Origin of the sequence: Serratia sp. SA088, from assembly GCF_049065515.1 — a bacterium.
Classification (GTDB): Bacteria; Pseudomonadota; Gammaproteobacteria; order Enterobacterales; family Enterobacteriaceae; genus Serratia; species Serratia nematodiphila.
Window position 1 is genome coordinate 195,865 of record NZ_JBAKGW010000001.1, and the last position, 24,937, is coordinate 220,801.

Consider the following 24,937-nt stretch of genomic DNA (forward strand, 5'->3'; position numbering starts at 1 on the left):
CGCGATGGGCGGCAGGGCATTAATCGTTAGGCGGGATGCGGAACCCTTTTAACGAGACGATGAAGTGTTCTTTTCCTTTGGAGATTTTGGCGCCTTTATCGCACCACAGGCTGGCAAGCTGGAAGAAGTCGTCGCTGCCGATATCGTAAGCCAGTTCGATTTTCTTGGCGGTGCCGGCGCGGATGAGTTTTTCTGCTTCCTGATGGTTTGCAGCTTTAATTATGGTCATGGGCGAAATCCTTGGTGTTAAGCCAGAGCGGATAAACGCGAATCATCATATGGCCATAATGTGACAATTTTGTGATGAAAGCATGACAGCTCGCGAAGGCGCGGCGTGCGATGTGCCGGGCCTTCGCGGTGAAAGCGCGTTGTCGGTTACCGATCGTGCGGGTGGACGAGTGTGCTTTTTTTCTGAGATTTTAAATGCTTGTAGAGGGCGAAGCCCGCAATGCCCGCAATGCCGGCCAAGACGGCCAGGAGGGCAAGGGATCCTGTGGCCATGAACGTTACCTCCGAATAAGAATGGCAAGGAGGCGTATTTGTGACATTCATCACTTTGTGGGGCAATGAGAGCAATCTGTAATCGGGAGACGCTTTGAGGGATAGGCAAAAAAAAGCGCCTATAGGGAGGCGCATAAAGATTTGCAACACAGCTTGTTGTGTTCAACACCAGGAGGAGTGGTGAACTGAGGCATATTCTATGCAGCGGCAAAGGAGGCTGATATAGGTATTACTCCGAAAGCGCCACTACCACTCATAGCCCAACTGAATGTTGTAATCGGGATCCTTATTGGTGGAATAGGGATCAGACTGGCGGCGGCGATCGGTTTTCTTCACCGGGCCTTCATACGCGGGATAAGGTTTGGCGCGCGGTTTGCTGCAGCCAGGATGATCGCACTCAATATCGACGCGAAAACCGCTTTTATCTCTCGCCTCTGTCCAGGCAATCGGCGGTTTTCCCGTTTTGGGGGCCGGCCCTGAGGGGGCAGGCGGCTTGGGGGGGGGAACCATGCTGGGGTCGGGGGCTTGATAATTGAGCTCCAGTGCACTCTGCGGAGCGCTGTAAGCGGCAAAGGCCAGCAGGGCGGCGGCACTGACAGCCGGTAATGTAAGCCATCTCGGCATGGTGAATCTCCCTGAATGATTTCGTCAGGCAACTATAAAACAGCAGAACGAGAATTACTATCATTTGCCTTGGGCGTTACGGGCGAGCCAGGCGGCGGCCCTATCGGCAGACAGGGTCAAATCCTGTGCGTTTAGCCGAGATTAGCGTCCCATAGCGGCGAAAAAGGTTGCTATTGCCGCTCGCTCATGAGTTAATGATGTCGGCCTGTGGTACAGACCTATTTATGCACGACATTTTGAGTAAAGTAGTTCAAATTTAAAGCGTTATCCCGGATAGCCCTTCTCTGACGAATTTCCTTTCCAGTGCCTCCATAAGTAACTGATGACCGGCTACCTCGCCCATGGCGGCTTACATTTATTATTGAAGGAAATTAGACATGTCTAACATGATCAAAGGTCAAGTGAAGTGGTTCAACGAAGCTAAAGGTTTTGGTTTCATCACCCCAGCAGACGGCAGCAAAGACGTATTCGTACACTTCTCTGCTATCCAGGATCAAGGCTTCAAGACCCTGGCTGAAGGCCAGAACGTACAGTTCTCTATCGAGAACGGTGCGAAAGGTCCATCTGCGGCTAACGTTACCGCTATCTAATTGGCGTTTACCGCTGATTGAAAAGAACCCGCTACGGCGGGTTTTTTTATGCCTGCAATTTGGCAGCGCGCAAAAAAAAGGCCCGCAAGTCTGCGGGCAAAAGTTCCTTGTTACTTCTTCATTTGCGAGCGCTTCTCTGGGGGGGAAACGCCTGAAGACAGACTACGCGAGGCCGGCTTAAGATTCTGCGGCCAAACCGTTAAGAAAGTGAAAAACCAGGCGGCTGCTACGCTGATAGCAGAGGCCGGCAGGGCTGGAGCGGTGTCCATCGCCTCCGGTTTTGTAATACACTGACGGCAATCGCAAATAAGGGGGAACGGTATGCAGGTTAACGATCGAGTGACGGTAAAAACAGACGGCGGCCCGCGGCGTGAAGGTGTCATTCTTGCCGTAGAGGTATTCAACGAAGGCACCATGTATCTGGTTTCTCTTGACGACTACCCGGCGGGCGTATGGTTTTTTAATGAGATCGACAGCCGTGACGGCACGTTTGTGGAGCCCTGTCGCGAACACGGGCAGTAACTTAGGCTAATCTCATTAATTTGCTAATGAAATTGTCCATTTTGAGATTATTTCGTTGCGGTAAGATTTTTTTTATCGACGGCAAAAAAATACCCGTTGCGCTAGCGGGGGATAACGCAGCAGGTATTTTTTGTGGTCCCAGCGGTTGTTATCCAGATGACATTATCACCGGGTGTTTAACGGCTGGTAAAACAGAGCGGGGGCGTTCTCTGTGGTTTAGCGGCTATTGACGAATATTCCACTGGTCAATGTATCGGTCAAACGAACAACGTGATAAATGATCTGCTTGTTGTGCGTTTTTATTTTCCGCTTGATGTTTCCCTTGTGGGAAGAGACCGTTTTGGCCTTTATTTGCATCTGGTCTGATATCTGGATGGTGCCTTGACCGGACATCCACATGCGTAACATGTTCGATTCAGTCTGGCTCAGCGTTACCGGCGTTTGATCCAGAGAAAATTTCTCCGTACGGAGGGACGTTCTCTCGAGATAGTGACTAAGTAGCTGATTCATAGTCTCTGGTTTGATGGATTTTGACGATATGATGACGTTCTTGCGAACATATAAATAATCGTCGAAATGTACGTTGGTAATGGCCATGAAGATGAAGAATAACGTATCCGGGTGCAGTGAAATCACCCGTTTTATTCGCTCGGTGGCGTTTGCTTCATGGATGAAGCAGTCCTCGTTAATAAACACCAGGCTCGGATTCAACTTGCTGCATTTTTCATGCAGGCTGTCAATGTCCTCGATGGCATTAATATGGCGCCTCTTCACGCCATGCGAAGTCAGATAGTCGGTTAACCCCAATCTGGTATAGCTACATGAATCCATGATAATCGTTGGCATATCGCACCCCCACTTAAATCCGTTTTACTGCGGTAATATGAGAAAAAGCCTAAAAAGCCGAAAGGCAAAATGGAACAATAATTCAGTGTAGCCAGTGTTCTATCAATAAACACGACGGCACTCAATGATATTTTCATACTAAACTTATTAATTGCATGAATCTATAAGTTTGGCTTAAGTCAGGGCGATCTGCTGCTCGTCCCGCTTAGGCATGTTGAGCCTGATTTGCGCTTGGCGCCAGTGCGTGTCTGCATTACTTGCCGCGAATCTGCTCATCTTGTCACGAAACAAAATTTTAGTTTGCTAGGAAAAGTCTTAAAAAAAATTCATGTGTCGTTTTTTTGATGTCTTTCAGCGCATTTTTTGAGTGATCAAAAAGCGTTCAGTCTGAGGTTGTTGATTTTTTATATATAAAAATCAAAAGATTAATTTATTTTTTTGCTCTCCATGCTAATGATAAGCACTTCTTTTTTTATCATAACAACAAACAAAAGTTAACATTATGGCCGGAATGTGTAGCTTAATTGTTGCTGTAAATCACCGTTTTACAATGAGTTATATGGGTATTTATTTCACGTGAAATAGTTTTCGTGAATGTTGAACGATGATTGAGTGATTTTTCTAAACTATCATCCTGCTGCCCGATCCGCAGGGGAGGAATGGCAGGTCGGAGTTGTCTCTGGCCCGCGTTGGTTTTAACTTGCCTCTCCACCTTTCAAAAACAGGATGTCGCGGTGAGACGGAATCAGTATGGGCAGCCGATAGGCGAAGCCCTCCCTCATTGGCAGCCGGCAGGCATGCCCGGACACTCGCCACTGCAAGGGCGGTTTTGCCGCCTCGAACCGCTTAACCTCGAGCGCTGGGGGGAGGCGCTTTATCAGGCTTATCAATCCGCCGAGGACGATCGCGACTGGACTTATCTGTTTTGGGAACGGCCGCAGTCGCACGCAGATTTCCAGCGTTATCTTCAGGCTCAGGCGTCCAGCGCTGACAGAAACACGATGGTAGTGATCGATCAGTCAAACGGGCGTGCGGTGGGAAGCTGCGCTTTTTTGCGCATCGATCCTGCCAACGGCGTGGCCGAACTGGGCACCATCAACTGGTCGCCGCTGATGAAGCGCAGCGCGCTGGGCAGCGAGGCGATTTTCCTGATGCTGCGGCATCTGTTCGACGATCTTGGCTACCGGCGATGCGAATGGAAATGCGATAGCCTCAATCTTCCTTCACGCCAGGCCGCCGAGCGCTTGGGTTTCCGCTATGAAGGCACCTTCCGCCAGGCCGTCGTCGTCAAAGGACGCACGCGCGACACCGACTGGCTGTCGATCGTCGACGGGGAATGGCCGGCGCGGCGCGCGGCGTTTGCCGCCTGGCTGTCGCCGGATAATATCGGCGATGACGGGCGGCAAGAACGGCGTTTGCAGGCCTTCCAACTCGGGTAATGCGCCGCGCGCGTTAGGCCGTTTCCGCCAGGCAATGGCGCAGCGAGTCCAACGCCAGCCGGATGTCCTGTTCCTCCGTCATCCAGTTGACCAGTGCGGCGCGGATCCCCGGCTGACCGTTATAACGCGTAGGGGTGCAGCACACCACGCCGTGCCGGCTCAGGCGCTCGAGAAAACGATCGCGCGCCGCCTCGCTGTCGCCCTGTGGATGGCTGAGTGCGAAGCAGACCACGTTCAAATTCACCGGCGCCAGCAGCTGGAAACCCTCATCGGCTGCCAGCGCCGCCCCCAGCGCCTGCGCCAATCGGACGTTGCGCTCGACGATATCCCGTATGCCGCTGCGGCCATAGGCTTTCAGCGTCAGCCAGAGCGGCAGGGCGCGGAAGCGGCGCGAATTCTCCGGCGTCAGATGCAGATAGTTGTCTGGCCGCAATGTCGGTGCTTCCAGGTAGGCCGAATGGTTCTGAAATACCTGCATTTGCAGATCCAAATGGCGGGTAAATTGGATCGCGCTGTCATAAGGCACGTTCAGCCATTTGTGTGCGTCGACAGTGATGGAATCGGCATGCTGCCAACCCTCAAGCCTTGGAGCGTATAGCGGTGAGCAGGCCGCCACGCCGCCAAATGCCGCATCGACATGCAGCCAAAACGGATAACGCTCCCGCAACGTCAGCAGACGCGGCAGGTCGTCGAACGCGACGGTGTTGACCGTACCGGCGCTGGCCAGCACCAACGTTGGCTGGCCGGCGCCGGCGGCGAGCTGCCGTTCCAGTGCTTCCATATCCATGGCTTCCGAGTCCGGCAGGCTGGCGACGGTCGTCAGCGCCTCGCGGCCGATACCGAGCATGCTGAGCGCCTTCACGCTGCTGGAATGTGGATTGGCCGACAATACCCGGATGGAACCCAGCGCCGTCAGGCCCTGTTGGGCGATATCCACGCCGTGCTGTTGTCCCAGCCACTGCCGGCCAATGGCCAGCCCGGTGAAATTGGCCATGGTCGCGCCGCTGACCAGGCTGCCGCTGAACGTTTCCGGCAGGCCCAACAGGGATTTCAACTGTGTCACGGCCGCCAGCTCGATCGTGGCTGCGATGGTATCATGGCTGAGCAGGCTATTTTGGTCTGTCACGCTAACCAGCCAGTCCGCCGCTACCGCTGCCGGGGTTCCGCCGCCGGTGACGAAGCCGAAATAACGCGGGCCGGCGCTGGCGGAAATGCCGGCCTGATAGCGTTGCCAAAAGTTATCCAGCGCCGCCAGGGCGCCTTCGCCGTTTTCCGCCAGCCGATCGTCTCCCGGATGCAGCTGCTGTTGATCGCGCGGTGGGCAGACCGAGCGTTGCTGCAGCCCGGTCAGAAAATCTTCCGCCAACTGGCGAGTGTGGTCGAGGATCTGCGGAAACTGTGCGAGGTCTTGTTGTAAACGTGGGTGCATGGCGGCTCCGAAAGCGTCAGGGATGATGGGGTAAACATAGAACATTTGCCTGCCGGTCAAAATCGATGAAAAATAACCTTTTTGGATAGCCTGGTTAACCAATGATGAATGAACGCATTCCCCTGCATGTCTTGCCGACCTTTGCGATCGCCGCCAGGTTGGAAAATTTGCGCGCCACGGCGCAGCAGGTGCATTTGACGCACGGTGCGGTCAGCCAGCAAATTCAGTTGCTGGAGCAGGCGGTCGGCTATCCGCTGTTTGAACGGTGCGGGCGCGGTGTGCGCCTGAATGCGGCCGGGAAAGAGATGCTGGCGGCGGTAGAGCCGGCGCTGCAGGCGCTGCAGCAGGGCGTCGCCCACGCCCGGCGTGCGGCGACAAGCCAGACGCTGCGCATCAGCGTGTTGCCGTCTTTTGCCCACTATTGGCTGTTGCCGCGTCTGTCGGCATTCCATGAAGCCTGCGCCGATATTGCGCTGGATATCGATGCGTCGCTGACGCTGCAGGATCTGTCGCAGCGTGGGTTTGATGCGGCGATCCGCATCGGCAGCGGCCAGTGGGTGGGGCTGCAGGCGCAGCGCATCGCGTCGGGTGACGTGCTGCCGGTCGCTTCGCCGGATATGGCGCGAGAATGGGGGGCGGCGTTCGAGAACGGTGGCGATATTCCGTTGCTCGAGCACGACGTCAGTCCCTGGCGCGACTGGTTCAACGCGCAGGGGCGGCCGTTATGCGGGCGGCAACAGGCGTTATTCAACGATGCCGGATTGTTGATTCGCGCGGCGGAGCAAGGGTTTGGCATCGCGTTGGCGAAAAAGCTGCTGGTGCAGGATGCCCTCGACGCCGGGAGACTGGTGGCGTTGGCCGCGCCCCGTCGCCTGAGCGATGACGACGTTTATCTGGTGTGGCCGCAGACCGCCGGGTTGACGCCGGCGGTCACCCGCTTGCTGCAGTGGCTGCAGCAACAGTTGGCGGCGATTTAGCGGCGTAGCCATTCCGGTTGCGAGGTGCCGAGCGTAGTCGCCGGCAGCGCCCATTGCAGCGCCGTGCCCTGCAGGCTTAACGGGGCGCGCAGGCGTTGCGCGGCCCCCCAGTAAGTCAATTCCGTTTCCGGGTTCTCGTCGGCGGGGCCGGCCGGCGCCAGCGGTTCTGGCCGATAATCTGCCGAACAGGGATGCCCCAGCAGCAGCTGCGCCGTGCGCGCCAGCGACAGCCGAGCGTGGTAGCCGGTGCCGCGGCTCAGGCGCTGCGCCATACCGGTCAGCACCGCCGCCGCCATCAAATAGCCGGTGGCGTGATCCAGAGCCTGTACCGGCAACGGCACCGGCAAACTGGCGCTACGCCAAACCATGCCCGCCTCCGCCAACCCGCAGCTCATCTGTACCAGGCTGTCGAAACCGCGCCGGGTGCGCCACGGCCCGCTCCAACCGTAGGCATTCAGGCAGACGTCTATCAGGCCCGGCGCCAGCGCGCGCCTTTCCTCCGCGCCATAACCCAACTTCTCCAGCGCACCGGCACGGTAGCCGTGCACGATCACGTCGGTGTTTCTCAGCAGATGTTCAAACGTATGGCGATCGTGCGCATTGGTCAGGTTGAGGCGCGCGCTGCGCTTGCCCAGCATGACTTCGTGTTCAACGCCGGGCTCATCCCAACCGTAGGGATCGATGCGCAGCACGTCGGCACCCAAACCGGCAAGAAAACGCGTGGCGATCGGCCCGGCGAGAATGCGCGTCAGATCCAGCACCCGTACGCCGTGCAGCGGCCGGGCGACGGGAAGCGCCCAGCCCGGCGGTGGCGCTTCCGGCTGCAGCGAGGCGTGGATCAGCGGTTCGAGCGCTACGCTTTTGCCCTGAATATGTTGTCGCCACGCGGCCGCCGAGCGCATTTGGGCCGCGCAGCCGCCGGCTTCGATCACCGCTTCCTCCAGCTCGCTTTTTTTCCAGCCCAGCACGCGTTCCGCCAGCGTGCCTTTATCCGATGCCGAACCCAGCACTTGCTCCACCGCTCGCCGATGGTGCGGCGCATTGGTATGCAGGCGTATCCAGCCATCCGTCGTCGCATAGTCGCCGGCCAGCGCGTCCCAGGCCGCAGGCAGCGTCCACCCCAGCGGACGCAGCGTCCAGCCGAACCAGAGCGAGGCCAGGCGTTGATCGATCCAGACCTGCGGCGCGTCGGCTGCCTCGCGGCGAAGCAACTCGGCGCAGGCCAAACCGGCGGCGCTCCAGGCGGCGGTAGCCAATTCGGTTACGGGAAAAGCCGAAGGCAATGCGCCGGTGCCGCTTACGGTTAACCGGTCGGCGGGGGCGGGGCGCTGCCCCAGGCTTTGCCAAATTTCGTCGAGCAGAGTGTGGATCAGAGGCGTCATCGGCCACTCCTTGCGGGTCGTCGGAAATATAGCCTAGCGTAGCCCACCGCCGGCGACCTTGCTAAGGTGCAACGTCGAACGTGCGGCTATCGGCCAGTTTGGCGCGCAGGCTGCGGGCCGCTACGCCGGCGAATGGCTGCGCGCTGAAGTTGGCGGTCAGCGCTTTGTCCCACAGGGCCTGATGCAGCGGCCGGAAGGCGGCGTCGGCGCCCAATGTCGCCATCTTCTATTTGTGACATTGGAATATCATTGCGGGTATTCCAGTTTATTTTTCGTTTAATAAATTAGCCTTTACTTCATTACCCGACGTCACTATACTCAGCCAAAATTTCGGTGGAGAAACCCAATTGGACAGTTGTAGTTGTAATAAAATAAATAAGGCAAGCTGACCAATTCTCTTCTGATTTGTTGCTTGCCGTTATCGGCGGGCAGCACCCCTCTCCAGTTATTTCTGAGCTGTGCATACCCGAATAAGAAAACGTTTCCTGATGCCAGGTGGCTTCAGGCGAATTGAGTTGGACGTTATTATGGTATTCTGCAGCCACAGCCTTTTCCCTCCAGGCATGACACGCTGATTCGCTGATTTATTTTCAGCGCGTTTTCGCGTGTGCTAAACAGCACATGATTTTATCTCCTGTGATTAATTAAGGGGAAAGTCATGGCTATGACTCCTTTCGTTTTAAATTTATTGCTGGCGATGTGCCTGGGCGCGGTGATTGGCGCCGAGCGCCAGTGGCGCCAACGCATGGCCGGCCTGCGCACCAATGCGCTGGTGGCGACCGGTGCGGCGGTCTTCATTCTCAGCTCCATGTCCACCGATCCGGCCAGCGCCGGCCGGGTGGCCGCGCAGATCGTCTCGGGTATCGGTTTCCTCGGCGCCGGCGTAATCATGCGTGAAGGGCTGAACATTCGCGGCCTCAACACCGCCGCCACGCTGTGGTGTTCGGCGGGGATCGGCGTCCTGTGCGGCTTGGGCCAGCATTGGGATGCGGTGGTCGCCACGCTGGTGATCCTGTGCGCCAATATCCTGCTGCGCGAGGCCGCGCAGCGCATCAACCTGCAGCCGCACCAGCAGGCGACCGATCTGGAACTGTGCTATCGCATTCAGGTGACCTGCGGCGAGCAGGATGAAATTCTGGTGCGCACCCTGATTCTGCAGGCACTGAACGGCGTCGCCTTGCGGCTGCAATCCTTGCGCAGCGCCGATATTGCCAGCCCGGGGCAATTGGAAGTGTGCGCGGAAATTACCGCTACGCCGGCCGCGCAAAAAGAAATTGAGGGTATTGTTTGCCGCGTCAGTCTGGAAAAAAGCGTGAGTGCCGTGCGTTGGCGCGTCGCGTCCGAATTACCGGTCTGAGTAATAATATAAATATTGATTAACTTGATTATATGTTCGGTTTTATTCATGAGTGCCTTGAATAACGCGGAGCATTAAGGAGGCGTTATGGACGATGACCCCGGAAGGGAAATGATTCTTGCGTGGCTGACAGGGTAATCACGCTATTCAGTCACGCTAATTAAAAAATTCCACTCTGCGCAGAGTCACCTGTTTATCGGGCGGGATCTCCCTGTGCGCAGAACGAAAATAAGAGAATAGCGTTATGACTCAGATTAATGAAAGAATGCGTCGCCGTGATAAAGACGCGGTGACCTACGCCATTGCGCAAGAGGCGACCAACAGCATCGCCCAAACGCTGGCGAACCTGAAGTGCAACCGCAACGGCTTGACCCAGGACGATGCCGATGAGCGGCTGGAGCAGTTCGGCGCCAACCAGGTCGCCCACGACAAGGCACCGCATGCCTTGATTCAGTTGATCAAGGCCTTTAACAACCCGTTTATCTTCGTGCTGATGGTGCTGGCTGCGATCAGTTTCTTTACCGATTATTGGCTGCCGCTCCAGAGCGGTGAAGAAACTGAACTCACCGGCGTCATTATCATTCTGACCATGGTCACGTTGAGCGGGCTGCTGCGGTTTTGGCAGGAATACCGCACCAACAAAGCGGCGGAAGCGTTGAAGTCGATGGTGCGCACCACCGCTACTGTGCTGCGCCGCAGCAGCTACAGCGCGCATCCGCTGACGCTGGAAGTGCCGATCCGCGAACTGGTGCCGGGGGATATCATTCAGCTCTCCGCCGGTGACATGGTGCCGGCCGACGTGCGTCTTATCGCCTCGCGCGATCTGTTCATCAGCCAGGCGATTTTGACCGGCGAAGCGATCCCGATCGAGAAATACGATGCCATGGGCAACGTGGCGCAGAAGTCGAGCGAAGGGGAAGTGTCCAGCGAGAACGCGCTGCTTGAGCTGTCCAATATCTGCCTGATGGGCACCAACGTCGCCAGCGGCACCGCCACGGCGGTGGTGGTGGCAACCGGCGGGCGCACTTACTTCGGCTCGCTGGCCAAGTCGATCGTCGGTTCGCGGGCGCAAACCGCGTTCGATCGCGGGGTGAACAGCGTCAGCTGGCTGCTGATTCGCTTCATGCTGGTGATGGTGCCGGTGGTGTTGCTGATCAACGGCTTCACCAAAGGCGACTGGAGCGAGGCGGCGCTGTTCGCACTGGCGGTGGCGGTCGGCCTGACGCCGGAAATGCTGCCGATGATCGTCAGCTCCAACCTGGCGAAAGGGGCGATCGCCATGTCACGCCGCAAGGTGGTGGTGAAGCGCCTGAACGCCATTCAGAACTTCGGCGCCATGGACGTGCTCTGCACCGACAAGACCGGCACCCTGACCCAGGATCGCATCATTCTCGAGCACCACATCGACGTCACTGGCGCCAGGGATAACGAGGTGTTGCACCTGGCCTGGCTGAACAGCTTCCATCAGAGCGGCATGAAGAACCTGATGGACCAGGCGGTGATCCGTTTCGGGCGCGGCAAACCGGGGATCGAAGCCCTGGGCCGTTTCAGCAAGGTGGATGAGCTGCCGTTCGATTTCGTGCGCCGCCGTTTGTCGATCGTGGTGGCGGACGAAAATGGCAAGCAGCAGCTGATCTGTAAGGGCGCGGTAGAGGAGATGCTCGAGATCGCCACCCACGTGCGTGAAGGCGACAAAACGCTGGAACTGGACGACGCGCGCCGTGCGGCGCTGCAGGCGCTGGCCCGCGAGTATAACGAAGACGGTTTCCGCGTGCTGGTGCTGGCGACGCGCGAGCTGGATGCGAAGCGCCCAACCGAACCGTTGAGCGTGGCCGACGAGCGCGACATGGTGGTGCAAGGGCTGCTGACTTTCCTCGATCCGCCAAAGGAGAGCGCGCAGCAGGCGATCGCCGCACTGCAGGAAAACGGCGTGACGGTGAAGGTGTTGACCGGCGACAACCCGGTGATCACCTGCAAGATTTGCCGGGACGTCGGGCTGGAGCCGGGTGAGCCGCTCTCCGGGCTGCAGATTGAACAGATGGATGACGAAGAGCTGGCGCGCGAAGTGGAACAACGCACGGTCTTCACCAAGCTGACGCCGCTGCAAAAATCGCGGGTGCTGAAAATGCTGCAGGCCAACGGCCATACCGTCGGCTTCCTCGGCGACGGCATCAACGATGCGCCGGCGCTGCGCGATGCCGACGTCGGCATTTCGGTCGACACCGGCACCGACATCGCCAAGGAGTCGGCGGACATCATCCTGTTGGAAAAGAATCTGATGGTGCTGGAAGAGGGGGTGATCAAAGGGCGCGAGACCTTCGGCAATATCATCAAGTACCTGAACATGACCGCCAGCTCCAACTTCGGCAACGTGTTTTCGGTGCTGGTGGCCAGCGCCTTCATCCCGTTCCTGCCGATGCTGGCGATCCACCTGTTGATTCAAAATCTGATGTACGACATTTCCCAGCTGTCGCTGCCGTGGGACAAGATGGACAAAGAGTTCCTGCGCAAGCCGCGCAAGTGGGATTCCAAAAACATCGGGCGCTTTATGCTGTGGATTGGGCCGACCTCGTCGATCTTCGATATTACGACCTATGCGCTGATGTGGTACGTGTTCGCCGCCAACAGCGTAGAACACCAGGCGCTGTTCCAGTCCGGCTGGTTCATTGAGGGGCTGCTGTCGCAAACGCTGGTGGTGCATATGCTGCGCACCCAGAAGATCCCGTTTATTCAGAGCACCGCGGCGCTGCCGGTGTTGCTGACCACCGGGTTGGTGATGGCGCTCGGCATCTACATTCCGTTCTCGCCGCTCGGCGCCCTGGTTGGCCTGCAGCCGCTGCCGTGGGAATACTTCCCGTGGTTGGCCGCAACGCTGGTCAGCTACTGCGTGGTCGCGCAGTTGATGAAGCGTTTCTATATCCGCCGCTTCGGCGAGTGGCTGTAAGCCGCCTCGGCGTTCACTTCGGGGGCGAAATTCGTCGCCCCCGCACCGCTACAGCAGTTTGTTGACCAGCAGGCCGAGCATGATGGTCAGCGTGAAGGAAAACAGCGTGCCGAGCAGCACATACTCGGTACGCATCTTATCGTCGCTCTGGCGCAGATCGCCGAAACGGAAGATAGATTTGGCCGCCAGTAAAAAACCGATCGCCGGAATTTGCCCCAGCAGCACGAAGGTCAGGATCAGCGTTCTTTCCAGGTAGCCAATCTGTTTGCCCGCGCGCAGCAGCGAGTCGTTGTCGGCCTTGGCCGAAGGCGGCATTTGCGGCGTCCAGTGCGCCAGCAGTTGCCCGATCAGCAGGCTCATCGGCAGATAAATCAGGCTGTAGGCCACCAGCACCAGGCCGGTTTGCCAACGTCCCAGCTGCCGCCCCAGCGCGGCGAGCAGTTCACCGGCATTCGGCGTCAGCCCCAACCACAGCAAGGCGATCACCGCCAGATGCAATCCCTGATCGAGCAGAAAGCTGCGGGCCGGGCTCAGGCGGTTCATCGCAGTGACTTTCAGCAAATCGATCAGGTAGTGGCTGACGGCGATGGCCAGCAGGCTGGCCAGCACCTGCAGTGAAGAAAGCCCGCCGTGCAGCAGGCCGAAACCGGCCACCGCCCAAGCGGCCAGCACCCCGTGCAGCAACGCGTGCAACAGCAGAAAACGCGAACGCGCGCGATGTTGGATTTTATCTTCCACCCAACTCAGCGGCTGCAGCGGAAAATCCGCCAGCAGATGGACGAGCAACAGCCAGGCCAGCAAAGGCGCATAGGTCAGATCCATGGTCAGACGATCCTGTTAATGGCGTGAATAAACCGCATGATTTCCTCGTAGGCCGCGCGTTTCAGCGCGGCGGAGACCGTGGAGGCGGCTTTTTGCAGCTGGTCCGCCACGGCGGCGCCGCTGTCGGCGAACATTCTCGCCTGAACGATGCGCGCTTCGGCCTGTGACAGGCGGCCAATCACATGATCTAACATCGGCAACAGATCGCTGACAATGGCGTTTGTCCGATCGTTGTCGGTTTTCAGAGCCAGCCGGCAATTTTTTGCCATGGCGTCCAGCGCGCTGCCGGAGTTGATAAAGGCGCTGCCGTAACCGGCGGCGTCGGGCCGTTGGCTACCCAGCCCGACGGCGATGCGCGCATCCCAGTGCGCGGCGCCCATCGCCCGCAGCGCGAGGCGTATGTACACCGCCAGCAACAGCCCCTCCTCCGGGGCGGCCTGCGCCTGGAAGGCATCGCCGCGAAAGATTTCCACCTGATGCAGCCGCCCGTCACGCCGCAGCCGATCGAGCAGGTTATGCAGCCCATTGAGGTAGTTGACGGTGTCTGATCGGCGGGAATCGACCAGATCGCCGCTGATTACGCTGATTGGCGTCGGCATGGCGTGTTCCATTATTTGCGGAGGGATGATTATAAATTCGCACCTGGATACGAATATGTCAATAATTCGCCTCTAGGTGCGAATCTGTGGGGTTTTCGCCTGTGAGGGCGAAACGGGCAGGATGAGGAACGTGGGATGAACGGCCGGGAATGCGCGGGCCTGCCAGGCTCGCCACCGGCGGCGTAGAGGGAAAATGGCCGGCAACCGGCTGTTCAGAAGCTTTTAACCAGCACGTCACGCGGCATTTCGCTGCCGTGTTTCAGCAGATGCTCAAACGATCGCTCGCTGCTTTTCAGCTGCTGCAAAAATTCCTGCGGCGACAGATCGTGTTTTTTGCCGCTCATGTAAGCCAGCGCCAGTTCTTTTGCCTGATAGCGGGAGAAGTTGTACATGGTGTCCTCGATACGGTGAATGTCAGTGCTCACGATTGTAGCGAAAGAGCACATAATGAACAGCGGCTTTGGCGTATGGAATCGATAGCCGAAACTTAACTTGCAGGCTGCAACAGCTCATCGCACAGGCGCTTGATCACCTGAGCTTGCGGCAGGCCGTTGTGCAACATCTGGCGGATATGCTCCGAATCGCTGATGCCCTGGCGGACATGGCACTCGACGGCCTGCAGCAGGGCACGATCCTCCCGTCGCTCGGCAAAACCGCTCAGCGCTTCGAGAGTGTGCAGGATGTGGGCGGTCAGGCTGCTGCGGCGCAGCGTCGCGGGATCGACGTATTCGGCGGCAAAGCCGCTGCGATAGGCGTTGATCTTGTTGTAATTGGTGAAGGCATCGTATTCCGGCGCGATCGGTGAGCGGTGCTGCAACAGAAAATCGGCCAGCAGGCGGCAGTAACCGACCAGCAGCACGGCGTGGGTGAGGCGCAGCGGCGTATCGCAGATGCGGATCTCTACCGTGCCCAGCTCCGGTTTTGGCCGCGCATCCCAGTAAATATCCTTGACGCTTTCAATCACGCCTGCGGCATTCAACCGTTCGTAGTAGGCGTTGAATTCATGCCAGCTGTAGATGTGTTCCAGGCATCCGTAGTTGGGGAAGGAGTTCTGGGCGCTGAAGCGGGAACTGGCAAAGCGCGTGTCGACCCCCTGATACAGCGGCGACGAGGCGCTGAGCGCGATCAACTGCGGAAAGTAGGGCGTCAGCGCATGGCACAGGTACATCGCTTCGTCCCCGTCGTTGACGCCGAGGTGAATGTGTTGGCCGAACACGCAGGCCAGCTTGGAGAGATAGCCAAAACGGCTGGCCAGCTGCCTGTAGCGCGCGTTGTCGCTGATGACCTGCTTGCGCCAGTCGTTGCTCAAGTGGCGGCCACCGCCGCAGACGTCACAGCCCAGGCGCTGCGCGCTGCGCCGGACGGTATGGGTCAGGGCGCGCAGCTCGGTGTGCAGCTCATCGAGATCGCGGTGCACCGAGCTGTTCAGCTCCACCATCGATTTGGTGAGCTCATGCTTGACGCGCCGGCGGTCGCCGACCGCGCTGACCACCCGATCGGCTCGATCCGTAAGATCGTAGTGCTCGGCATCGACCAGCTGTAACTCTATTTCGGTGCCGATGGAGAGCCTTTCCGAACGTTTGAATGTGAGCGGCATGGTACCTCCTCCTTCCTGCAAGAACGGCATAAAGATAAGTATATGTCTCGGTGAGGAGGGCAACGTTTTGCATTTTATATTTGTTTTTTCGCATGTGAAGCTGGTATCTTCACGAGCGAGTTGTGGTGAAGAGAAAGGTTAACGGGAGTGTGACATGCCGTCATTGACGCCGCTGAAGCTGTTTAAAAACCTGTCTGACGAGACGCGTCTGACCTTGGTGCTGCTGTTGCGCCACGCCGGTGAACTGTGCGTGTGCGAGCTGTCGGGCGCACTGGCGCTGCCGCAACCCAAGATTTCAAGGCATCTGGCGATGCTGCGTGAAAGCGGGCTGCTGCTCGATCGGCGCGAGGGTAAATGGATACATTATCGCCTGTCGCCGCATATGCCGGCCTGGGCGGCGGCGATTATTGAGCAGGCTTATCAGTGCCGGCCAGAACAGATGACGGAGTTAGCGCAACGCGTGGCGAAAGGTTGCCCGTAACGGTAAAAAATTTACGCAAACACATATGAAAAATCGAATATGTAAACTTAAAGGGGCGGAAGGACAGCGATGATAGTGGCAGGGGCGATCTTTATTCTGACGTTGATCTTGGTCATCTGGCAACCGAAGGGGCTGGGTATTGGCTGGAGTGCGTCGATCGGGGCGGGATTGGCATTATTGAGCGGCGTGGTGCACGTCGGCGACATCCCCGTGGTATGGCAGATAGTCTGGAATGCGACTGCGACCTTTATCGCCGTCATCATCATCAGCCTGTTGCTGGATGAAAGCGGCTTTTTTGCCTGGGCCGCCTTGCACGTCGCGCGCTGGGGCAACGGCAAGGGCCGCTGGCTGTTTACCTATATGCTCCTGTTGGGCGCGGCGGTGGCGGCGCTGTTCGCCAATGACGGCGCCGCGTTAATCCTCACACCGATCGTGATCGCCATGCTGTCGGCGCTCGGTTTTCGTCCTGCGGCGGTGCTGGCTTTCGTCATGGCGGCGGGCTTTATCGCCGATACCGCCAGCCTGCCGCTGGTGGTGTCCAACCTGGTGAATATCGTTTCGGCGGATTTCTTCCACTTGGGCTTTACGGAGTATGCGGCGGTGATGGTGCCGGTCAACCTCGTCGCCGTGGCGGCGACGCTGGTGATGTTGCATTTGTTCTTCCGCAAGGATATTCCGCCGGGCTACGCGTTGACGCGTTTACCGGTACCGCGGGAAGCGATCCGCGATCGCGCGACGTTTCGAGCCGGTTGGGCGGTATTGGCGCTGTTGCTGATCGGCTTTTTCGCCCTGGAACCGCTCGGCGTGCCGGTGAGTTTGGTCGCCGCCTGCGGCGCGCTGGTGCTGCTGGCGGTAGCGAAACGCGGGCGGGCGATCGATACCGGCAAAGTGCTGCGCGGGGCGCCCTGGCAGATCGTGATTTTCTCGCTGGGCATGTATCTGGTGGTCTATGGGCTGCGCAATGCCGGCTTGACCGATCTGCTGTCCGGCGTGCTGGATGCGCTGGCGCGGCAGGGGCTGTGGGCGGCGACGCTCGGCACCGGCTTCCTGAGCGCGTTTCTCTCTTCCGTCATGAATAACATGCCGACGGTGTTGGTAGGGGCGCTGTCGATCGACGGCAGCAGCGCGGAAGGCGTCATCAGGCAGGCGATGATTTACGCTAACGTCATCGGCAGCGATCTCGGCCCCAAAATCACCCCGATCGGCAGCCTGGCCACGTTGCTGTGGCTGCATGTGTTGGCAAGGAAAAACATCGTCATTACCTGGGGCTATTATTTCCGCGTGGGACTGGTGATGACGCTGCCAATTCTGTTCGTCACCCTGGCCGCGCTGGCGCTGCGGCTGTCCGTTTTGCCATAACCGGAGCAACTGACATGAGCGACATCAAAATTTATCACAACCCGGCCTGCGGCACGTCGCGCAATACGTTGGCGCTGATCCGCAACAGCGGCGCTGAGCCGGAGGTGATTCTGTATCTGGAAACGCCCCCCAGCCGCGAACGGTTGATTGCGTTGCTGGCCGACATGAACATGACGCCGCGCGCGTTGTTGCGTAAAAACGTCGAGCCTTACGCCGAGCTGCTGCTGGACGACTGCGCCTGGAGCGACGATCAACTGATCGACTTCATGGTGCAACAGCCGATCCTGATCAATCGCCCCATCGTGGTGACGCCGCTTGGCACGCGCCTGTGCCGTCCGTCGGAGGCGGTGTTGGAGATTCTGCCGGATCCGCAGCGCGGCGCCTTCAGCAAAGAGGACGGCGAGCCGGTGATCGACGCGCAGGGCCGCAGGATAACCAAAGGCTGATCGCTGCGGCCCTGCGCCTGTTTTATCCCAAATCGCCGCCGGCGACCGGCAGCACCGTTCCGTTAATGTAACTGGCTTCGGCGCTGGCGAGGAACAGAATAGCGGCGGCTTGTTCATCGACGCTGCCGTAGCGGTGCATCAGACTGCTGTCGAGAGTCTGCTCAACCACCTGTCGATACCAACTTTCTTCCTGCTGCGTCGGGGATTCGCGGTTGCGTGGCGTCAGCCGCGGCGGTGCTTCGGTGCCGCCCGGCGCCGTCGCGTTGATGCGAATGCCGGCTCCAGCGTATTCAAAGGCCAGTGACTGGGTCAGGGCATTGACGCCGCCTTTGGCTGCGGAGTAGGGAACGCGATTGACGCCGCGCGTGGCGACCGAAGAAACGTTGACGATCACTCCGCTCCCCTGCGCCAGCATATGCGGCAACGCGGCGCGGCAACCCCATAGCGTCGGGAACAGCGAACGCCGAATCTCCGCCTCAATCTGTTGCGGCGCATAGTCGGCAAATGGTCGCGCCCAGATGGTGCCGCCCACATTGTTCACCATAATATCCACGCGCCCAAAGTGCTGTTGCACCTGATCCAGCGCCTCGCGTGCTTCCTCCCAGTGCTCCAAATCGGCCTGCAGGGCGATGATATCGGTGCCGCGCTCGCGTAAAACGGCTACGACCTCCTCCAGATAGGGGGAGCGGTCGATCAGCGCCAAACTCGCCCCTTCCCGAGCCGCGCGTTCGGCCACCGCTTTGCCGATGCCTTGAGCGGCACCGGTTATCGCCATTACCTGGCCGCTGAAACGTGACTTATCCATGGTCAACTCCTCTGATCGGCCTGGCTGGGGGCGAACTTCTCATAATGGAAGCTATTCGGGATAAAGGCGCGTCGCTGGAAATCGCCAAGCACCGCTTCCACCATCGGCGGCGGCCCGCACAGGTACACGTCCAGGTCACCCTTATTGAGCAGGCTTTCGTCGAGATGCTGGGTGACATAGCCTTTATGCGGTGACAGCGACACCTCACTGGCTACACAGCTCAGATAGCTGAAATTCGGCAGGCGCCGGCGATATGTCTCCAGCTGTTCCAGCTTGACCAGATCGTGGTCATGGGTGACGCCGTAGATCAGATGCACCGGCTGTTTGCTGCCGCCGAGCGCCAGATGTTCCAGCATGGAAAGGAACGGCGCCAGCCCGGTGCCGCCGGCCAGAAATAACATTGGCCGCACCGGCGTGCGCAAATAGAAACTGCCCTGCGGGCCGCGCAGACGGATCGCGTCGCCGGGTCTCGCCTGTTCAGTCAGATAACGGCTCATTATGCCGCCGGGCACGTTACGCAGCAGAAAAGAGAGTTGCCGGCTGCCGGGCGGCGAACTGAACGAATAGGCGCGGCTGACCACGCTACCGGGAACGTCGATATTCACATATTGTCCCGGCAGGAACGCGATGCCCCGCTCATCATCCAGCGTCAGGCAGAACTCGATGGCGCTGTCCGACAGGGCGGTGGCGGAGGTGACGGTGGCGGTAAACATTTCGCTGGCGGTTTTACACATCGTCGAGGGCATCGGCACCTCAATGACGCAGTCCGAGAGCGGCACCATCTGACAGGTCAATACCCGCCGCTGTGCGGCTTCCTGCTCTGACAGCGCCTCTTCCAGGTAGTCATCGCCCAACTGATACTCTCCTTGCTCACAGTGGCATTTACAGGTGCCGCATACGCCGTCCGAGCAGTCCATCGGCAGGTTGATCTTTTGTCGGTAGGCGGCGTCGAGTACTCTTTCATTCGGATTGCATTGAATAAAGCGGCTGACACCGTCTTCAAAATTAAGGGCAACGGTAAAAGACATACCTCACCTCCTGCATTAAAGATGATAAATATCAATAACATGATTGATATAGTCATTATCCAGACGAATTTTTTTGCGCTTAATTTGCAGCGCATCCCCGGTAAGATCTATCCACAAACGGGTTGAGCCGAAATAAGTGTCCGTGTGGTTGTAGCGGTGATAGAAGGTGGCCCAGTGGTAGTTCACCTCGGCCTGTTCCGCGCCGGACGATAACAGCTCCACGTTGCTGATAAGATGCACCGTACGCGGCTCCGGCATGCTGCTGGCGGCTGAGCGTTCGGTTTTTATGCGATAAACGCGATCTTCCAGGCCTTCGCGATTGGCGTAATAAATCAGCGAAATCTCGCTGTGGGGATCCGTCGTCTGGCGATCGTCGTCAGCCCAGGCCGGCATCCAATATTCGACCTGCGGATGGTAGCAGGCCAGCCAGTCATCCCACTGCCGGTCATCCAGCAGGCGTGCTTCGCGGTACAGAAATTGTTCCAGCCGCTGTTGCAGGTTACATGTACTCATTGCGCCACCTCGTCGTTTCGTTGCTGGCGCTCCAGCTGGCGCAGCAGAATGTTTTGCCAATGATGATGCTGACTGAGATACAGGGCTTCATCTTCTGGGCGGGGGCCGGTCATGTCAGGTACGATCCCCAGCGCTTTGGCGTTGTCGTCAGCCTGGCCCTCCAGCCAGCGGGTAGCGCCGCGGCTCAGATCGCTCCAGGGCATGTTGCCGGCGTTGAACCCCAGCTGGCAGGCGCGGAATTCCTCCAGGTCGTCCGGCGTACCCATGCCGCTGACGTTGAAGAAATCCTCATACTGACGAATGCGCAAGGCTCGCTCGTCGGCGTTTTCGCCCTTCGGCGCAAAGCAGAATACGGTCACTTCGGTTTTATTGACGGCAATCGGGCGCACTACGCGCAACTGGCTGGAAAGCTGGTCCATGATGTACAGATTGGGGTAAAGGCACAGGTTGCGGGTTTGGTTCACCATCAGGTCGGCACGGTGTGCGCCGAACGCATCGTTCAAACGGGTGAAGTGCCGATAAATGGGGCGCGATTCCGGGTTCAGCACCCGGGTCCACAACAGCAGATGACCATTCTTGAAGCCGTAGGCTCCGCCGTCGTTTTTTGACGACCAGCAGTTGGCGTCCATGGTTTGGGTGCCGCTGGCGGCATCCCGATGCGCCATGGTGGAGACATAGTTCCAGTGCACCACGCTGACGTGGTAACCGTCCGCACCGTTCTCCATCTGCAGTTTCCAGTTGCCGTCGAAGGTGTAGGAGGATGAGCCGCGCAGAACTTCCAGCCCGCTCTCAGCCTGATCGATGATGAGATCGAGGATCTGCCGCGTTTCGCCCAAATAGTCCTCCAGCGGTTGCACCTCATCACTCAGGCTGCCGAACAGAAATCCGCGATAAGACTCAAAACGCGGCAGTTGCTTCACATCATGTGAGCCGTCCTGCTTGAAACAGGGAGGATAAGCGCCGGTTTTCTCGTCCTTGGCTTTCAGCAGGTGGCCGGCGTTATTGAAGGTCCAGCCGTGGAAGGGGCAGGTGAAGGTACTTTTATTGCCGGCCTTGCGGCTGGCCAACATCGCGCCACGGTGCGAGCAACTGTTGATCATGGCATGCAGCCGCATGTCTTTGTCGCGCGTGATGATCACCGGCTGACGCCCAATGGTGAGCGTGTAATAATCGCCTGAGTTGGCGATTTGGCTTTCATGCGCCAGATAAATCCAATTACCTTCGAAAATGGCTTTCATTTCGAGTTCAAACAGCGCCTCATCGGTAAAAATACCGCGATTGCACTGATATATGCCATTTTCTTTATCAATAATTAAAGCGTGATTTATTTTTTCTTTCAGCTTAGATATTGTCGGATTCAATAATGAATGCATGTTCATGGCCTCATAGAAAATGGATAGACGGGGCAGTGGGCAATCAATAACCGATTGCCCGTTATTAGCGTCGCTATTCTTTTGTGCGAAAAATATTAATCTTGCAGCGCGCGAGGGCGATTTATTCTGTTCTGCTCGATGCGGTCCGCCGCGGCATAAAGCGTAAAATCAAACTGCACTTCGGTATGCGGGCCGGGCAGATCGCGTTTTGCCGCCAGCGCCGGATCGGTGATTTTCACCGGGTTGGCGATCAGCTCATCGCGGGTAGCGAAAGCGAAGTCATCCCACAGATAACGGTCGCCATTGAGATTGATTTGCGTCGTCAGGTGTTTATGCGCCGGTGCGGAGACGAAGAAATGAATATGCGCCGGACGGTTGCCGTGGCGCCCCAGTCGATTGAGCAAAGCCTGGGTGGGCCCGTCGGGTGGACAGCCGTAGCCCGACGGCACGATGCTGCGCGCCGCGTAGCGGCCATCGGCGTCGGTGGTTATCCGCCGGCGCAGGTTGAAGCCGCTCTGCGATTTATCGAAGAAAGAGTAGTTGCCCAACGTGTTGGCGTGCCAAATATCAACCACCGCCCCCGCCAGCGGCTTGCCGTCGGCGCCTTTGACCTGGCCGTGCAGCCACATCACCTCGCCGTCGTCGTCGCCGTCATCCATCCGCGCGAAGCCGGCGCTCACTGGCGCATTGGCCACATACAGCGGCCCCTCGATGGTGCGTGGCGTACCGCCGCTCAGCCCCTGTTGGCGCTCGCGCTCGTCGTCGCGCAGATCGAGGTAGTGTTCCAGCCCCAAGCCGGCGGCCAGGAGCGCCGCCTCTTGACGTTCGCCCAAGACGTGCAGATAGTTGATCGCCTGCCAGAATTCTTCAGGGGAAATATCATAGCGATCGATGAGCTGACAAATATCGCCCAGCAGATGATGCATGATTTTTTTGAAACGCGGATCTCCGTTATCATTAGTAAAACCGCTGCTGATTTCCAGCAATTTGATAATGTCTTGACGTTGATTGAAGGATATAGACATTGCGAATTCCTCATTGCTTATAATGTAGGTTATACAGAGAACAGGAATTAACAGCTAACCTTGCGGGTTATTATCCCGGTATTTTATTTGTCATCGTCGCGGATCGATGACGGGTGTCGGCATAACGCCGTTACGCGAATTTTCATATAAGGGTAAAGCGGCAGGGCGAATAACAGCTCGTGCAGCTCGGCATTGCTTTCCACATCGAAAATGCTGACATTGGCGTAGCTACCGGCTACGCGCCAAAGATGTCGCCATTTTCCGCTCGCCTGCAGGGTTTGCGAATATGCTTTTTCGCGCGTTTTTATTTCGTCGGCGAGCGCTTTAGGCATATCGAGCGGTAATTTCACGACCATTTCAACTTTGAATAGCATGGCGTAGTCCCTCGTAGTTATTTGCGTCGATAAAAGCGCAGTTTGTCTTCATCGATATCGACCCCCAGGCCCGGGCCTGACGGCAGACTGACGTGACCGTTGGCGAAACGCAGCGGCGTGGTGACCACGTCGTCTTTCAGCAACAGCGGGCCGAACATCTCGCTGCCCCAGTCCAGCTTCAGCGTCGACCAGGCGTGCAGCGAGGCGACGGTGCCCAGCGTGCCTTCCAGCATGGTGCCGCCATAGACGCCGACTCCGGCGGCCTGTGCGACCTGCGCCAGTTTCAGCGCCTGCGCCGGGCCGCCGGCCTTGGCTATCTTCAGCGCGTAGGCGCCGGTAAAGCCGCCCGCAGCCAATGCATAACCGTCGTGAGCGTCGGCCACCGCTTCGTCGGCCAGGATCGGCAGAGTGAAGCGCTGACTGAGCCGGATTAACGCCGTGCGATCCCATTGCGGCACCGGCTGTTCGACCAGATCGATGCCGATCTGCTGCAGCGCCGCCATTCCGCGTACGGCGGTGGCGGCATCCCAGGCCTGGTTAACATCGACGCGAATGCTGATCTCCGGCCCCAGCGCTTGCTTGATAGCCTGGGTGTGGCGCAGATCTTCCTCCAGTGGCCGGGCGCCGATCTTCAACTTGAAGGCGCGATGACGGTCTTCCGCCAACAGGCGTTGCCCTTCGATGATGTCTTGCTGCGTATCGCCGCTGGCCAACGTCCACAGTACCGGCAGGGTGTTGCTGAGCGCGCCGCCGAGCAGGGTGCTGACCGGCAGGCCGAGGCGTTTGCCCTGGGCATCGAGAAAGGCGGTTTCCAGCGCCGACTTGGCAAAGGTATTGCCCTGGATCTGGCCATTCATCAACGCAACCAACGGCGCCAGACCGCTGAAGCTTTTGCCGCTCAGCAGCGGCGCGAGGTAGCCGTCGATCGCCGACTTGATCCCCTCCGGGCTTTGCGGGCCGTAGCTCAGCCCGCCGATGGTGGTGGCTTCCCCCCAGCCGATCAGGCCGTCGGCGCAGGTCATGCGCACCAGCGTCAGCGTTTGGCAGCCCATCGTGGCCATCGACAATTTGTGTGGCCGAATAGTGGGAATATCCACCAGCCAGCTGTCGATGCGTTCAATGCGAAGTTCCATGCTTTATTCCTTTTCAGTAAGAAACTCGACAACGCAGCGGTTGAAGAGATCCGGACAGGCGATGTTGGAAATATGCGATGTCGGCAACCGCCGCAGATCGGCGAGTGGCGCATTGGCGACTAAAAACTCGGCGTCCGCCACCGTCGTGACCGGATCTTGCTCACCGGCAACCACCCGCATCGGCCGCGTCATCGAGGCAACCTCGGCGCGCAGGTCGGCCCGCGCCAGTGCCTCGCAGCAGGCGGCGTATCCCTGTGGATTACCGGCCGCCAGCGCTGCCACCAGCGCCGCCACCTGCTCGGGGTGGCGCTGCGCGAATGCCGCGCAGAACCAGCGCGCGGGGGAGGCGGCGGCGATCGGCGCCAACCCGTGTTCCCGTACCTGCTGCGCGCGTTGTCGCCAGCCTTCGGCGCCGCCGATGCGGGCGGCGGTATTGGCGACCACCAGCCGTCCGATGCGCTCGGGGTGATAACGACTGAGCCAGAGCCCGGTCAATCCGCCCATCGAAATGCCGCAAAAATGGGCGTTCGGCGCATCCAAATGGTCGAGCAAGGTGATGACGTCTTCAGCCAACTGCTGCAGTTGCAGTGGCGCTTTCGCCAACGGGGTGGCTCCGTGGCCGCGCTGGTTGTAACGCAATAGGCGAAAGCGTTCGGTCAGCGTCGCCAATTGCGGTTGCCACATCTCGAAAGTGGTACCCAACGAGTTGGACAGCACCAGCAGCGGTGCGTCGGCCGGGCCGTCGAGACGATATTCAATATCCATGATTGA

Annotated in this window: 27 protein-coding genes; 9 read left to right on the forward strand and 18 right to left on the reverse strand. The window is 58.5% G+C overall.

Going from position 1 to position 24,937, the window contains the following annotated elements; genetic code table 11:
• Positions 1-19: 19 nt before the first annotated feature.
• Together ACOWVD_RS00900 and ACOWVD_RS00905 are read right to left on the reverse strand one after the other, a co-directional pair.
• The gene (locus ACOWVD_RS00900; RefSeq protein WP_004935132.1) at positions 20-229 is read right to left on the reverse strand and encodes a hypothetical protein; all 210 of its coding nucleotides are present in this window, start codon (positions 227-229) and stop codon (positions 20-22) included.
• A gap of 518 nt (positions 230-747) precedes the next feature.
• Complete coding sequence (locus ACOWVD_RS00905; protein ID WP_004935125.1) at positions 748-1,125, reverse strand: hypothetical protein; 378 nt, start codon at positions 1,123-1,125, stop codon at positions 748-750.
• Positions 1,126-1,502: 377 nt separating this feature from the next.
• On the opposite strand from ACOWVD_RS00905, the gene cspE reads away from it, so the two are divergent.
• On the forward strand, positions 1,503-1,715 hold the full coding sequence (gene cspE, locus ACOWVD_RS00910; RefSeq protein WP_004935122.1) for a transcription antiterminator/RNA stability regulator CspE: 213 nt from the start codon (positions 1,503-1,505) through the stop codon (positions 1,713-1,715).
• A gap of 321 nt (positions 1,716-2,036) precedes the next feature.
• Complete coding sequence (gene dsrB, locus ACOWVD_RS00915; protein WP_004935117.1) at positions 2,037-2,237, forward strand: protein DsrB; 201 nt, start codon at positions 2,037-2,039, stop codon at positions 2,235-2,237.
• 216 nt (positions 2,238-2,453) lie between these two features.
• Here dsrB and rcsA read toward each other — a convergent pair whose 3' ends face one another.
• Complete coding sequence (gene rcsA / locus ACOWVD_RS00920; protein ID WP_049240697.1) at positions 2,454-3,083, reverse strand: transcriptional regulator RcsA; 630 nt, start codon at positions 3,081-3,083, stop codon at positions 2,454-2,456.
• Positions 3,084-3,880: 797 nt separating this feature from the next.
• Here rcsA and ACOWVD_RS00925 point away from each other — a divergent pair.
• Complete coding sequence (locus ACOWVD_RS00925; protein WP_080356230.1) at positions 3,881-4,522, forward strand: GNAT family N-acetyltransferase; 642 nt, start codon at positions 3,881-3,883, stop codon at positions 4,520-4,522.
• Positions 4,523-4,535: 13 nt separating this feature from the next.
• On the opposite strand, the gene ACOWVD_RS00930 is transcribed toward ACOWVD_RS00925, so the two are convergent.
• Complete coding sequence (locus tag ACOWVD_RS00930; RefSeq protein WP_049240798.1) at positions 4,536-5,951, reverse strand: pyridoxal phosphate-dependent decarboxylase family protein; 1,416 nt, start codon at positions 5,949-5,951, stop codon at positions 4,536-4,538.
• 101 nt (positions 5,952-6,052) lie between these two features.
• Between ACOWVD_RS00930 and ACOWVD_RS00935 the strand changes: the two genes are divergently transcribed.
• Positions 6,053-6,928, forward strand: coding sequence for a LysR substrate-binding domain-containing protein (locus tag ACOWVD_RS00935; RefSeq protein WP_421105377.1), 876 nt, complete (start codon positions 6,053-6,055; stop codon positions 6,926-6,928).
• Here ACOWVD_RS00935 and ACOWVD_RS00940 read toward each other — a convergent pair.
• Positions 6,925-8,310 carry a CoA transferase gene (locus ACOWVD_RS00940; RefSeq protein WP_197763450.1) on the reverse strand — a complete coding sequence of 462 codons (1,386 nt, stop codon included), beginning with the start codon at positions 8,308-8,310 and terminating at the stop codon, positions 6,925-6,927. The two genes, ACOWVD_RS00935 and ACOWVD_RS00940, sit on opposite strands and share 4 nt — an antisense overlap.
• A gap of 61 nt (positions 8,311-8,371) precedes the next feature.
• Positions 8,372-8,533 carry a hypothetical protein gene (locus ACOWVD_RS00945; RefSeq protein ID WP_021505778.1) on the reverse strand — a complete coding sequence of 54 codons (162 nt, stop codon included), beginning with the start codon at positions 8,531-8,533 and terminating at the stop codon, positions 8,372-8,374.
• 435 nt (positions 8,534-8,968) lie between these two features.
• Between ACOWVD_RS00945 and ACOWVD_RS00950 the strand changes: the two genes are divergently transcribed.
• Together ACOWVD_RS00950 and mgtA are read left to right on the forward strand one after the other, a co-directional pair.
• Positions 8,969-9,667 (forward strand): MgtC family protein, encoded by a 699-nt coding sequence (locus ACOWVD_RS00950; protein ID WP_004935097.1) that lies wholly within the window; start codon positions 8,969-8,971, stop codon positions 9,665-9,667.
• Between the two features lie 244 nt (positions 9,668-9,911).
• Positions 9,912-12,611: a magnesium-translocating P-type ATPase gene (mgtA, locus tag ACOWVD_RS00955; protein WP_049240691.1), complete on the forward strand. Its 2,700-nt coding sequence runs from the start codon at positions 9,912-9,914 to the stop codon at positions 12,609-12,611.
• Positions 12,612-12,659: 48 nt separating this feature from the next.
• Here mgtA and ACOWVD_RS00960 read toward each other — a convergent pair whose 3' ends face one another.
• The 4 genes from ACOWVD_RS00960 to ACOWVD_RS00975 form a co-directional block, all read right to left on the reverse strand.
• The gene (locus ACOWVD_RS00960) at positions 12,660-13,433 is read right to left on the reverse strand and encodes a DUF3307 domain-containing protein (protein WP_004935091.1); all 774 of its coding nucleotides are present in this window, start codon (positions 13,431-13,433) and stop codon (positions 12,660-12,662) included.
• A 2-nt stretch (positions 13,434-13,435) separates the two neighbouring features.
• A complete protein-coding gene (locus ACOWVD_RS00965) occupies positions 13,436-14,032 on the reverse strand; it encodes a hypothetical protein (protein ID WP_049240690.1) in 597 nt (198 codons plus the stop codon).
• A 212-nt stretch (positions 14,033-14,244) separates the two neighbouring features.
• Positions 14,245-14,424 (reverse strand): hypothetical protein, encoded by a 180-nt coding sequence (locus ACOWVD_RS00970; protein ID WP_004935085.1) that lies wholly within the window; start codon positions 14,422-14,424, stop codon positions 14,245-14,247.
• Positions 14,425-14,519: 95 nt separating this feature from the next.
• Entirely contained in the window at positions 14,520-15,629 is a 1,110-nt protein-coding gene (locus tag ACOWVD_RS00975) for a YbdK family carboxylate-amine ligase (RefSeq protein ID WP_049240689.1), read from the reverse strand.
• Between the two features lie 154 nt (positions 15,630-15,783).
• Between ACOWVD_RS00975 and ACOWVD_RS00980 the strand changes: the two genes are divergently transcribed.
• The 3 genes from ACOWVD_RS00980 (at position 15,784) to arsC (ending at position 17,915) form a co-directional block, all read left to right on the forward strand.
• Positions 15,784-16,110 (forward strand): metalloregulator ArsR/SmtB family transcription factor, encoded by a 327-nt coding sequence (locus tag ACOWVD_RS00980; RefSeq protein WP_004935082.1) that lies wholly within the window; start codon positions 15,784-15,786, stop codon positions 16,108-16,110.
• A gap of 69 nt (positions 16,111-16,179) precedes the next feature.
• Positions 16,180-17,469, forward strand: coding sequence for an arsenic transporter (locus ACOWVD_RS00985; RefSeq protein ID WP_015378327.1), 1,290 nt, complete (start codon positions 16,180-16,182; stop codon positions 17,467-17,469).
• 14 nt (positions 17,470-17,483) lie between these two features.
• Positions 17,484-17,915, forward strand: a complete 432-nt coding sequence (arsC, locus tag ACOWVD_RS00990) for a glutaredoxin-dependent arsenate reductase (protein ID WP_421105378.1) — start codon at positions 17,484-17,486, stop codon at positions 17,913-17,915.
• Positions 17,916-17,937: 22 nt separating this feature from the next.
• Here arsC and benD read toward each other — a convergent pair whose 3' ends face one another.
• From benD to pcaD, 8 genes are all read right to left on the reverse strand, one after another.
• Positions 17,938-18,720 carry a benzoate diol dehydrogenase BenD gene (gene benD, locus ACOWVD_RS00995; protein ID WP_118891916.1) on the reverse strand — a complete coding sequence of 261 codons (783 nt, stop codon included), beginning with the start codon at positions 18,718-18,720 and terminating at the stop codon, positions 17,938-17,940.
• A gap of 2 nt (positions 18,721-18,722) precedes the next feature.
• Entirely contained in the window at positions 18,723-19,748 is a 1,026-nt protein-coding gene (benC, locus tag ACOWVD_RS01000; RefSeq protein WP_031300652.1) for a benzoate 1,2-dioxygenase electron transfer component BenC, read from the reverse strand.
• A gap of 15 nt (positions 19,749-19,763) precedes the next feature.
• A complete protein-coding gene (gene benB / locus ACOWVD_RS01005) occupies positions 19,764-20,261 on the reverse strand; it encodes a benzoate 1,2-dioxygenase small subunit (protein ID WP_021505770.1) in 498 nt (165 codons plus the stop codon).
• Entirely contained in the window at positions 20,258-21,634 is a 1,377-nt protein-coding gene (locus ACOWVD_RS01010; RefSeq protein ID WP_033632704.1) for a Rieske 2Fe-2S domain-containing protein, read from the reverse strand. Before ACOWVD_RS01010 ends, benB begins: the two co-directional genes overlap by 4 nt.
• A 95-nt stretch (positions 21,635-21,729) precedes the next feature.
• Positions 21,730-22,659 carry a catechol 1,2-dioxygenase gene (catA, locus tag ACOWVD_RS01015; protein ID WP_021505768.1) on the reverse strand — a complete coding sequence of 310 codons (930 nt, stop codon included), beginning with the start codon at positions 22,657-22,659 and terminating at the stop codon, positions 21,730-21,732.
• A gap of 83 nt (positions 22,660-22,742) precedes the next feature.
• Positions 22,743-23,033, reverse strand: a complete 291-nt coding sequence (gene catC / locus ACOWVD_RS01020) for a muconolactone Delta-isomerase (RefSeq protein ID WP_015378320.1) — start codon at positions 23,031-23,033, stop codon at positions 22,743-22,745.
• A gap of 17 nt (positions 23,034-23,050) precedes the next feature.
• Entirely contained in the window at positions 23,051-24,166 is a 1,116-nt protein-coding gene (locus ACOWVD_RS01025) for a muconate cycloisomerase family protein (protein ID WP_420286538.1), read from the reverse strand.
• 3 nt (positions 24,167-24,169) lie between these two features.
• Entirely contained in the window at positions 24,170-24,931 is a 762-nt protein-coding gene (gene pcaD, locus ACOWVD_RS01030; protein ID WP_197799713.1) for a 3-oxoadipate enol-lactonase, read from the reverse strand.
• Between the last annotated feature and the right edge of the window lie 6 nt (positions 24,932-24,937).

Excerpts from the sequence above, each read along its gene's own strand:
- pcaD (WP_197799713.1), bottom strand. The coding sequence starts at position 24,931 with ATGGATATTGAATATCGTCTCGACGGCCCGGCCGACGCACCGCTGCTG.
- ACOWVD_RS00935 (WP_421105377.1), top strand. The coding sequence starts at position 6,053 with ATGATGAATGAACGCATTCCCCTGCATGTCTTGCCGACCTTTGCGATC.
- ACOWVD_RS00970 (WP_004935085.1), bottom strand. The coding sequence starts at position 14,424 with ATGTACAACTTCTCCCGCTATCAGGCAAAAGAACTGGCGCTGGCTTAC.
- ACOWVD_RS00950 (WP_004935097.1), top strand. The coding sequence starts at position 8,969 with ATGGCTATGACTCCTTTCGTTTTAAATTTATTGCTGGCGATGTGCCTG.
- benB (WP_021505770.1), bottom strand. The coding sequence starts at position 20,261 with ATGAGTACATGTAACCTGCAACAGCGGCTGGAACAATTTCTGTACCGC.
- ACOWVD_RS00925 (WP_080356230.1), top strand. The coding sequence starts at position 3,881 with ATGCCCGGACACTCGCCACTGCAAGGGCGGTTTTGCCGCCTCGAACCG.
- catA (WP_021505768.1), bottom strand. The coding sequence starts at position 22,659 with ATGTCTATATCCTTCAATCAACGTCAAGACATTATCAAATTGCTGGAA.
- ACOWVD_RS01025 (WP_420286538.1), bottom strand. The coding sequence starts at position 24,166 with ATGGAACTTCGCATTGAACGCATCGACAGCTGGCTGGTGGATATTCCC.
- ACOWVD_RS00960 (WP_004935091.1), bottom strand. The coding sequence starts at position 13,433 with ATGGATCTGACCTATGCGCCTTTGCTGGCCTGGCTGTTGCTCGTCCAT.
- ACOWVD_RS00945 (WP_021505778.1), bottom strand. The coding sequence starts at position 8,533 with ATGGCGACATTGGGCGCCGACGCCGCCTTCCGGCCGCTGCATCAGGCC.
- benD (WP_118891916.1), bottom strand. The coding sequence starts at position 18,720 with ATGGATAAGTCACGTTTCAGCGGCCAGGTAATGGCGATAACCGGTGCC.
- ACOWVD_RS00975 (WP_049240689.1), bottom strand. The coding sequence starts at position 15,629 with ATGCCGCTCACATTCAAACGTTCGGAAAGGCTCTCCATCGGCACCGAA.
- arsC (WP_421105378.1), top strand. The coding sequence starts at position 17,484 with ATGAGCGACATCAAAATTTATCACAACCCGGCCTGCGGCACGTCGCGC.
- ACOWVD_RS00980 (WP_004935082.1), top strand. The coding sequence starts at position 15,784 with ATGCCGTCATTGACGCCGCTGAAGCTGTTTAAAAACCTGTCTGACGAG.
- ACOWVD_RS00900 (WP_004935132.1), bottom strand. The coding sequence starts at position 229 with ATGACCATAATTAAAGCTGCAAACCATCAGGAAGCAGAAAAACTCATC.
- ACOWVD_RS01010 (WP_033632704.1), bottom strand. The coding sequence starts at position 21,634 with ATGCATTCATTATTGAATCCGACAATATCTAAGCTGAAAGAAAAAATA.
- ACOWVD_RS00940 (WP_197763450.1), bottom strand. The coding sequence starts at position 8,310 with ATGACGCCTCTGATCCACACTCTGCTCGACGAAATTTGGCAAAGCCTG.
- catC (WP_015378320.1), bottom strand. The coding sequence starts at position 23,033 with ATGCTATTCAAAGTTGAAATGGTCGTGAAATTACCGCTCGATATGCCT.
- ACOWVD_RS00965 (WP_049240690.1), bottom strand. The coding sequence starts at position 14,032 with ATGCCGACGCCAATCAGCGTAATCAGCGGCGATCTGGTCGATTCCCGC.
- ACOWVD_RS00905 (WP_004935125.1), bottom strand. The coding sequence starts at position 1,125 with ATGCCGAGATGGCTTACATTACCGGCTGTCAGTGCCGCCGCCCTGCTG.
- dsrB (WP_004935117.1), top strand. The coding sequence starts at position 2,037 with ATGCAGGTTAACGATCGAGTGACGGTAAAAACAGACGGCGGCCCGCGG.
- cspE (WP_004935122.1), top strand. The coding sequence starts at position 1,503 with ATGTCTAACATGATCAAAGGTCAAGTGAAGTGGTTCAACGAAGCTAAA.
- rcsA (WP_049240697.1), bottom strand. The coding sequence starts at position 3,083 with ATGCCAACGATTATCATGGATTCATGTAGCTATACCAGATTGGGGTTA.
- benC (WP_031300652.1), bottom strand. The coding sequence starts at position 19,748 with ATGTCTTTTACCGTTGCCCTTAATTTTGAAGACGGTGTCAGCCGCTTT.
- ACOWVD_RS00930 (WP_049240798.1), bottom strand. The coding sequence starts at position 5,951 with ATGCACCCACGTTTACAACAAGACCTCGCACAGTTTCCGCAGATCCTC.
- mgtA (WP_049240691.1), top strand. The coding sequence starts at position 9,912 with ATGACTCAGATTAATGAAAGAATGCGTCGCCGTGATAAAGACGCGGTG.
- ACOWVD_RS00985 (WP_015378327.1), top strand. The coding sequence starts at position 16,180 with ATGATAGTGGCAGGGGCGATCTTTATTCTGACGTTGATCTTGGTCATC.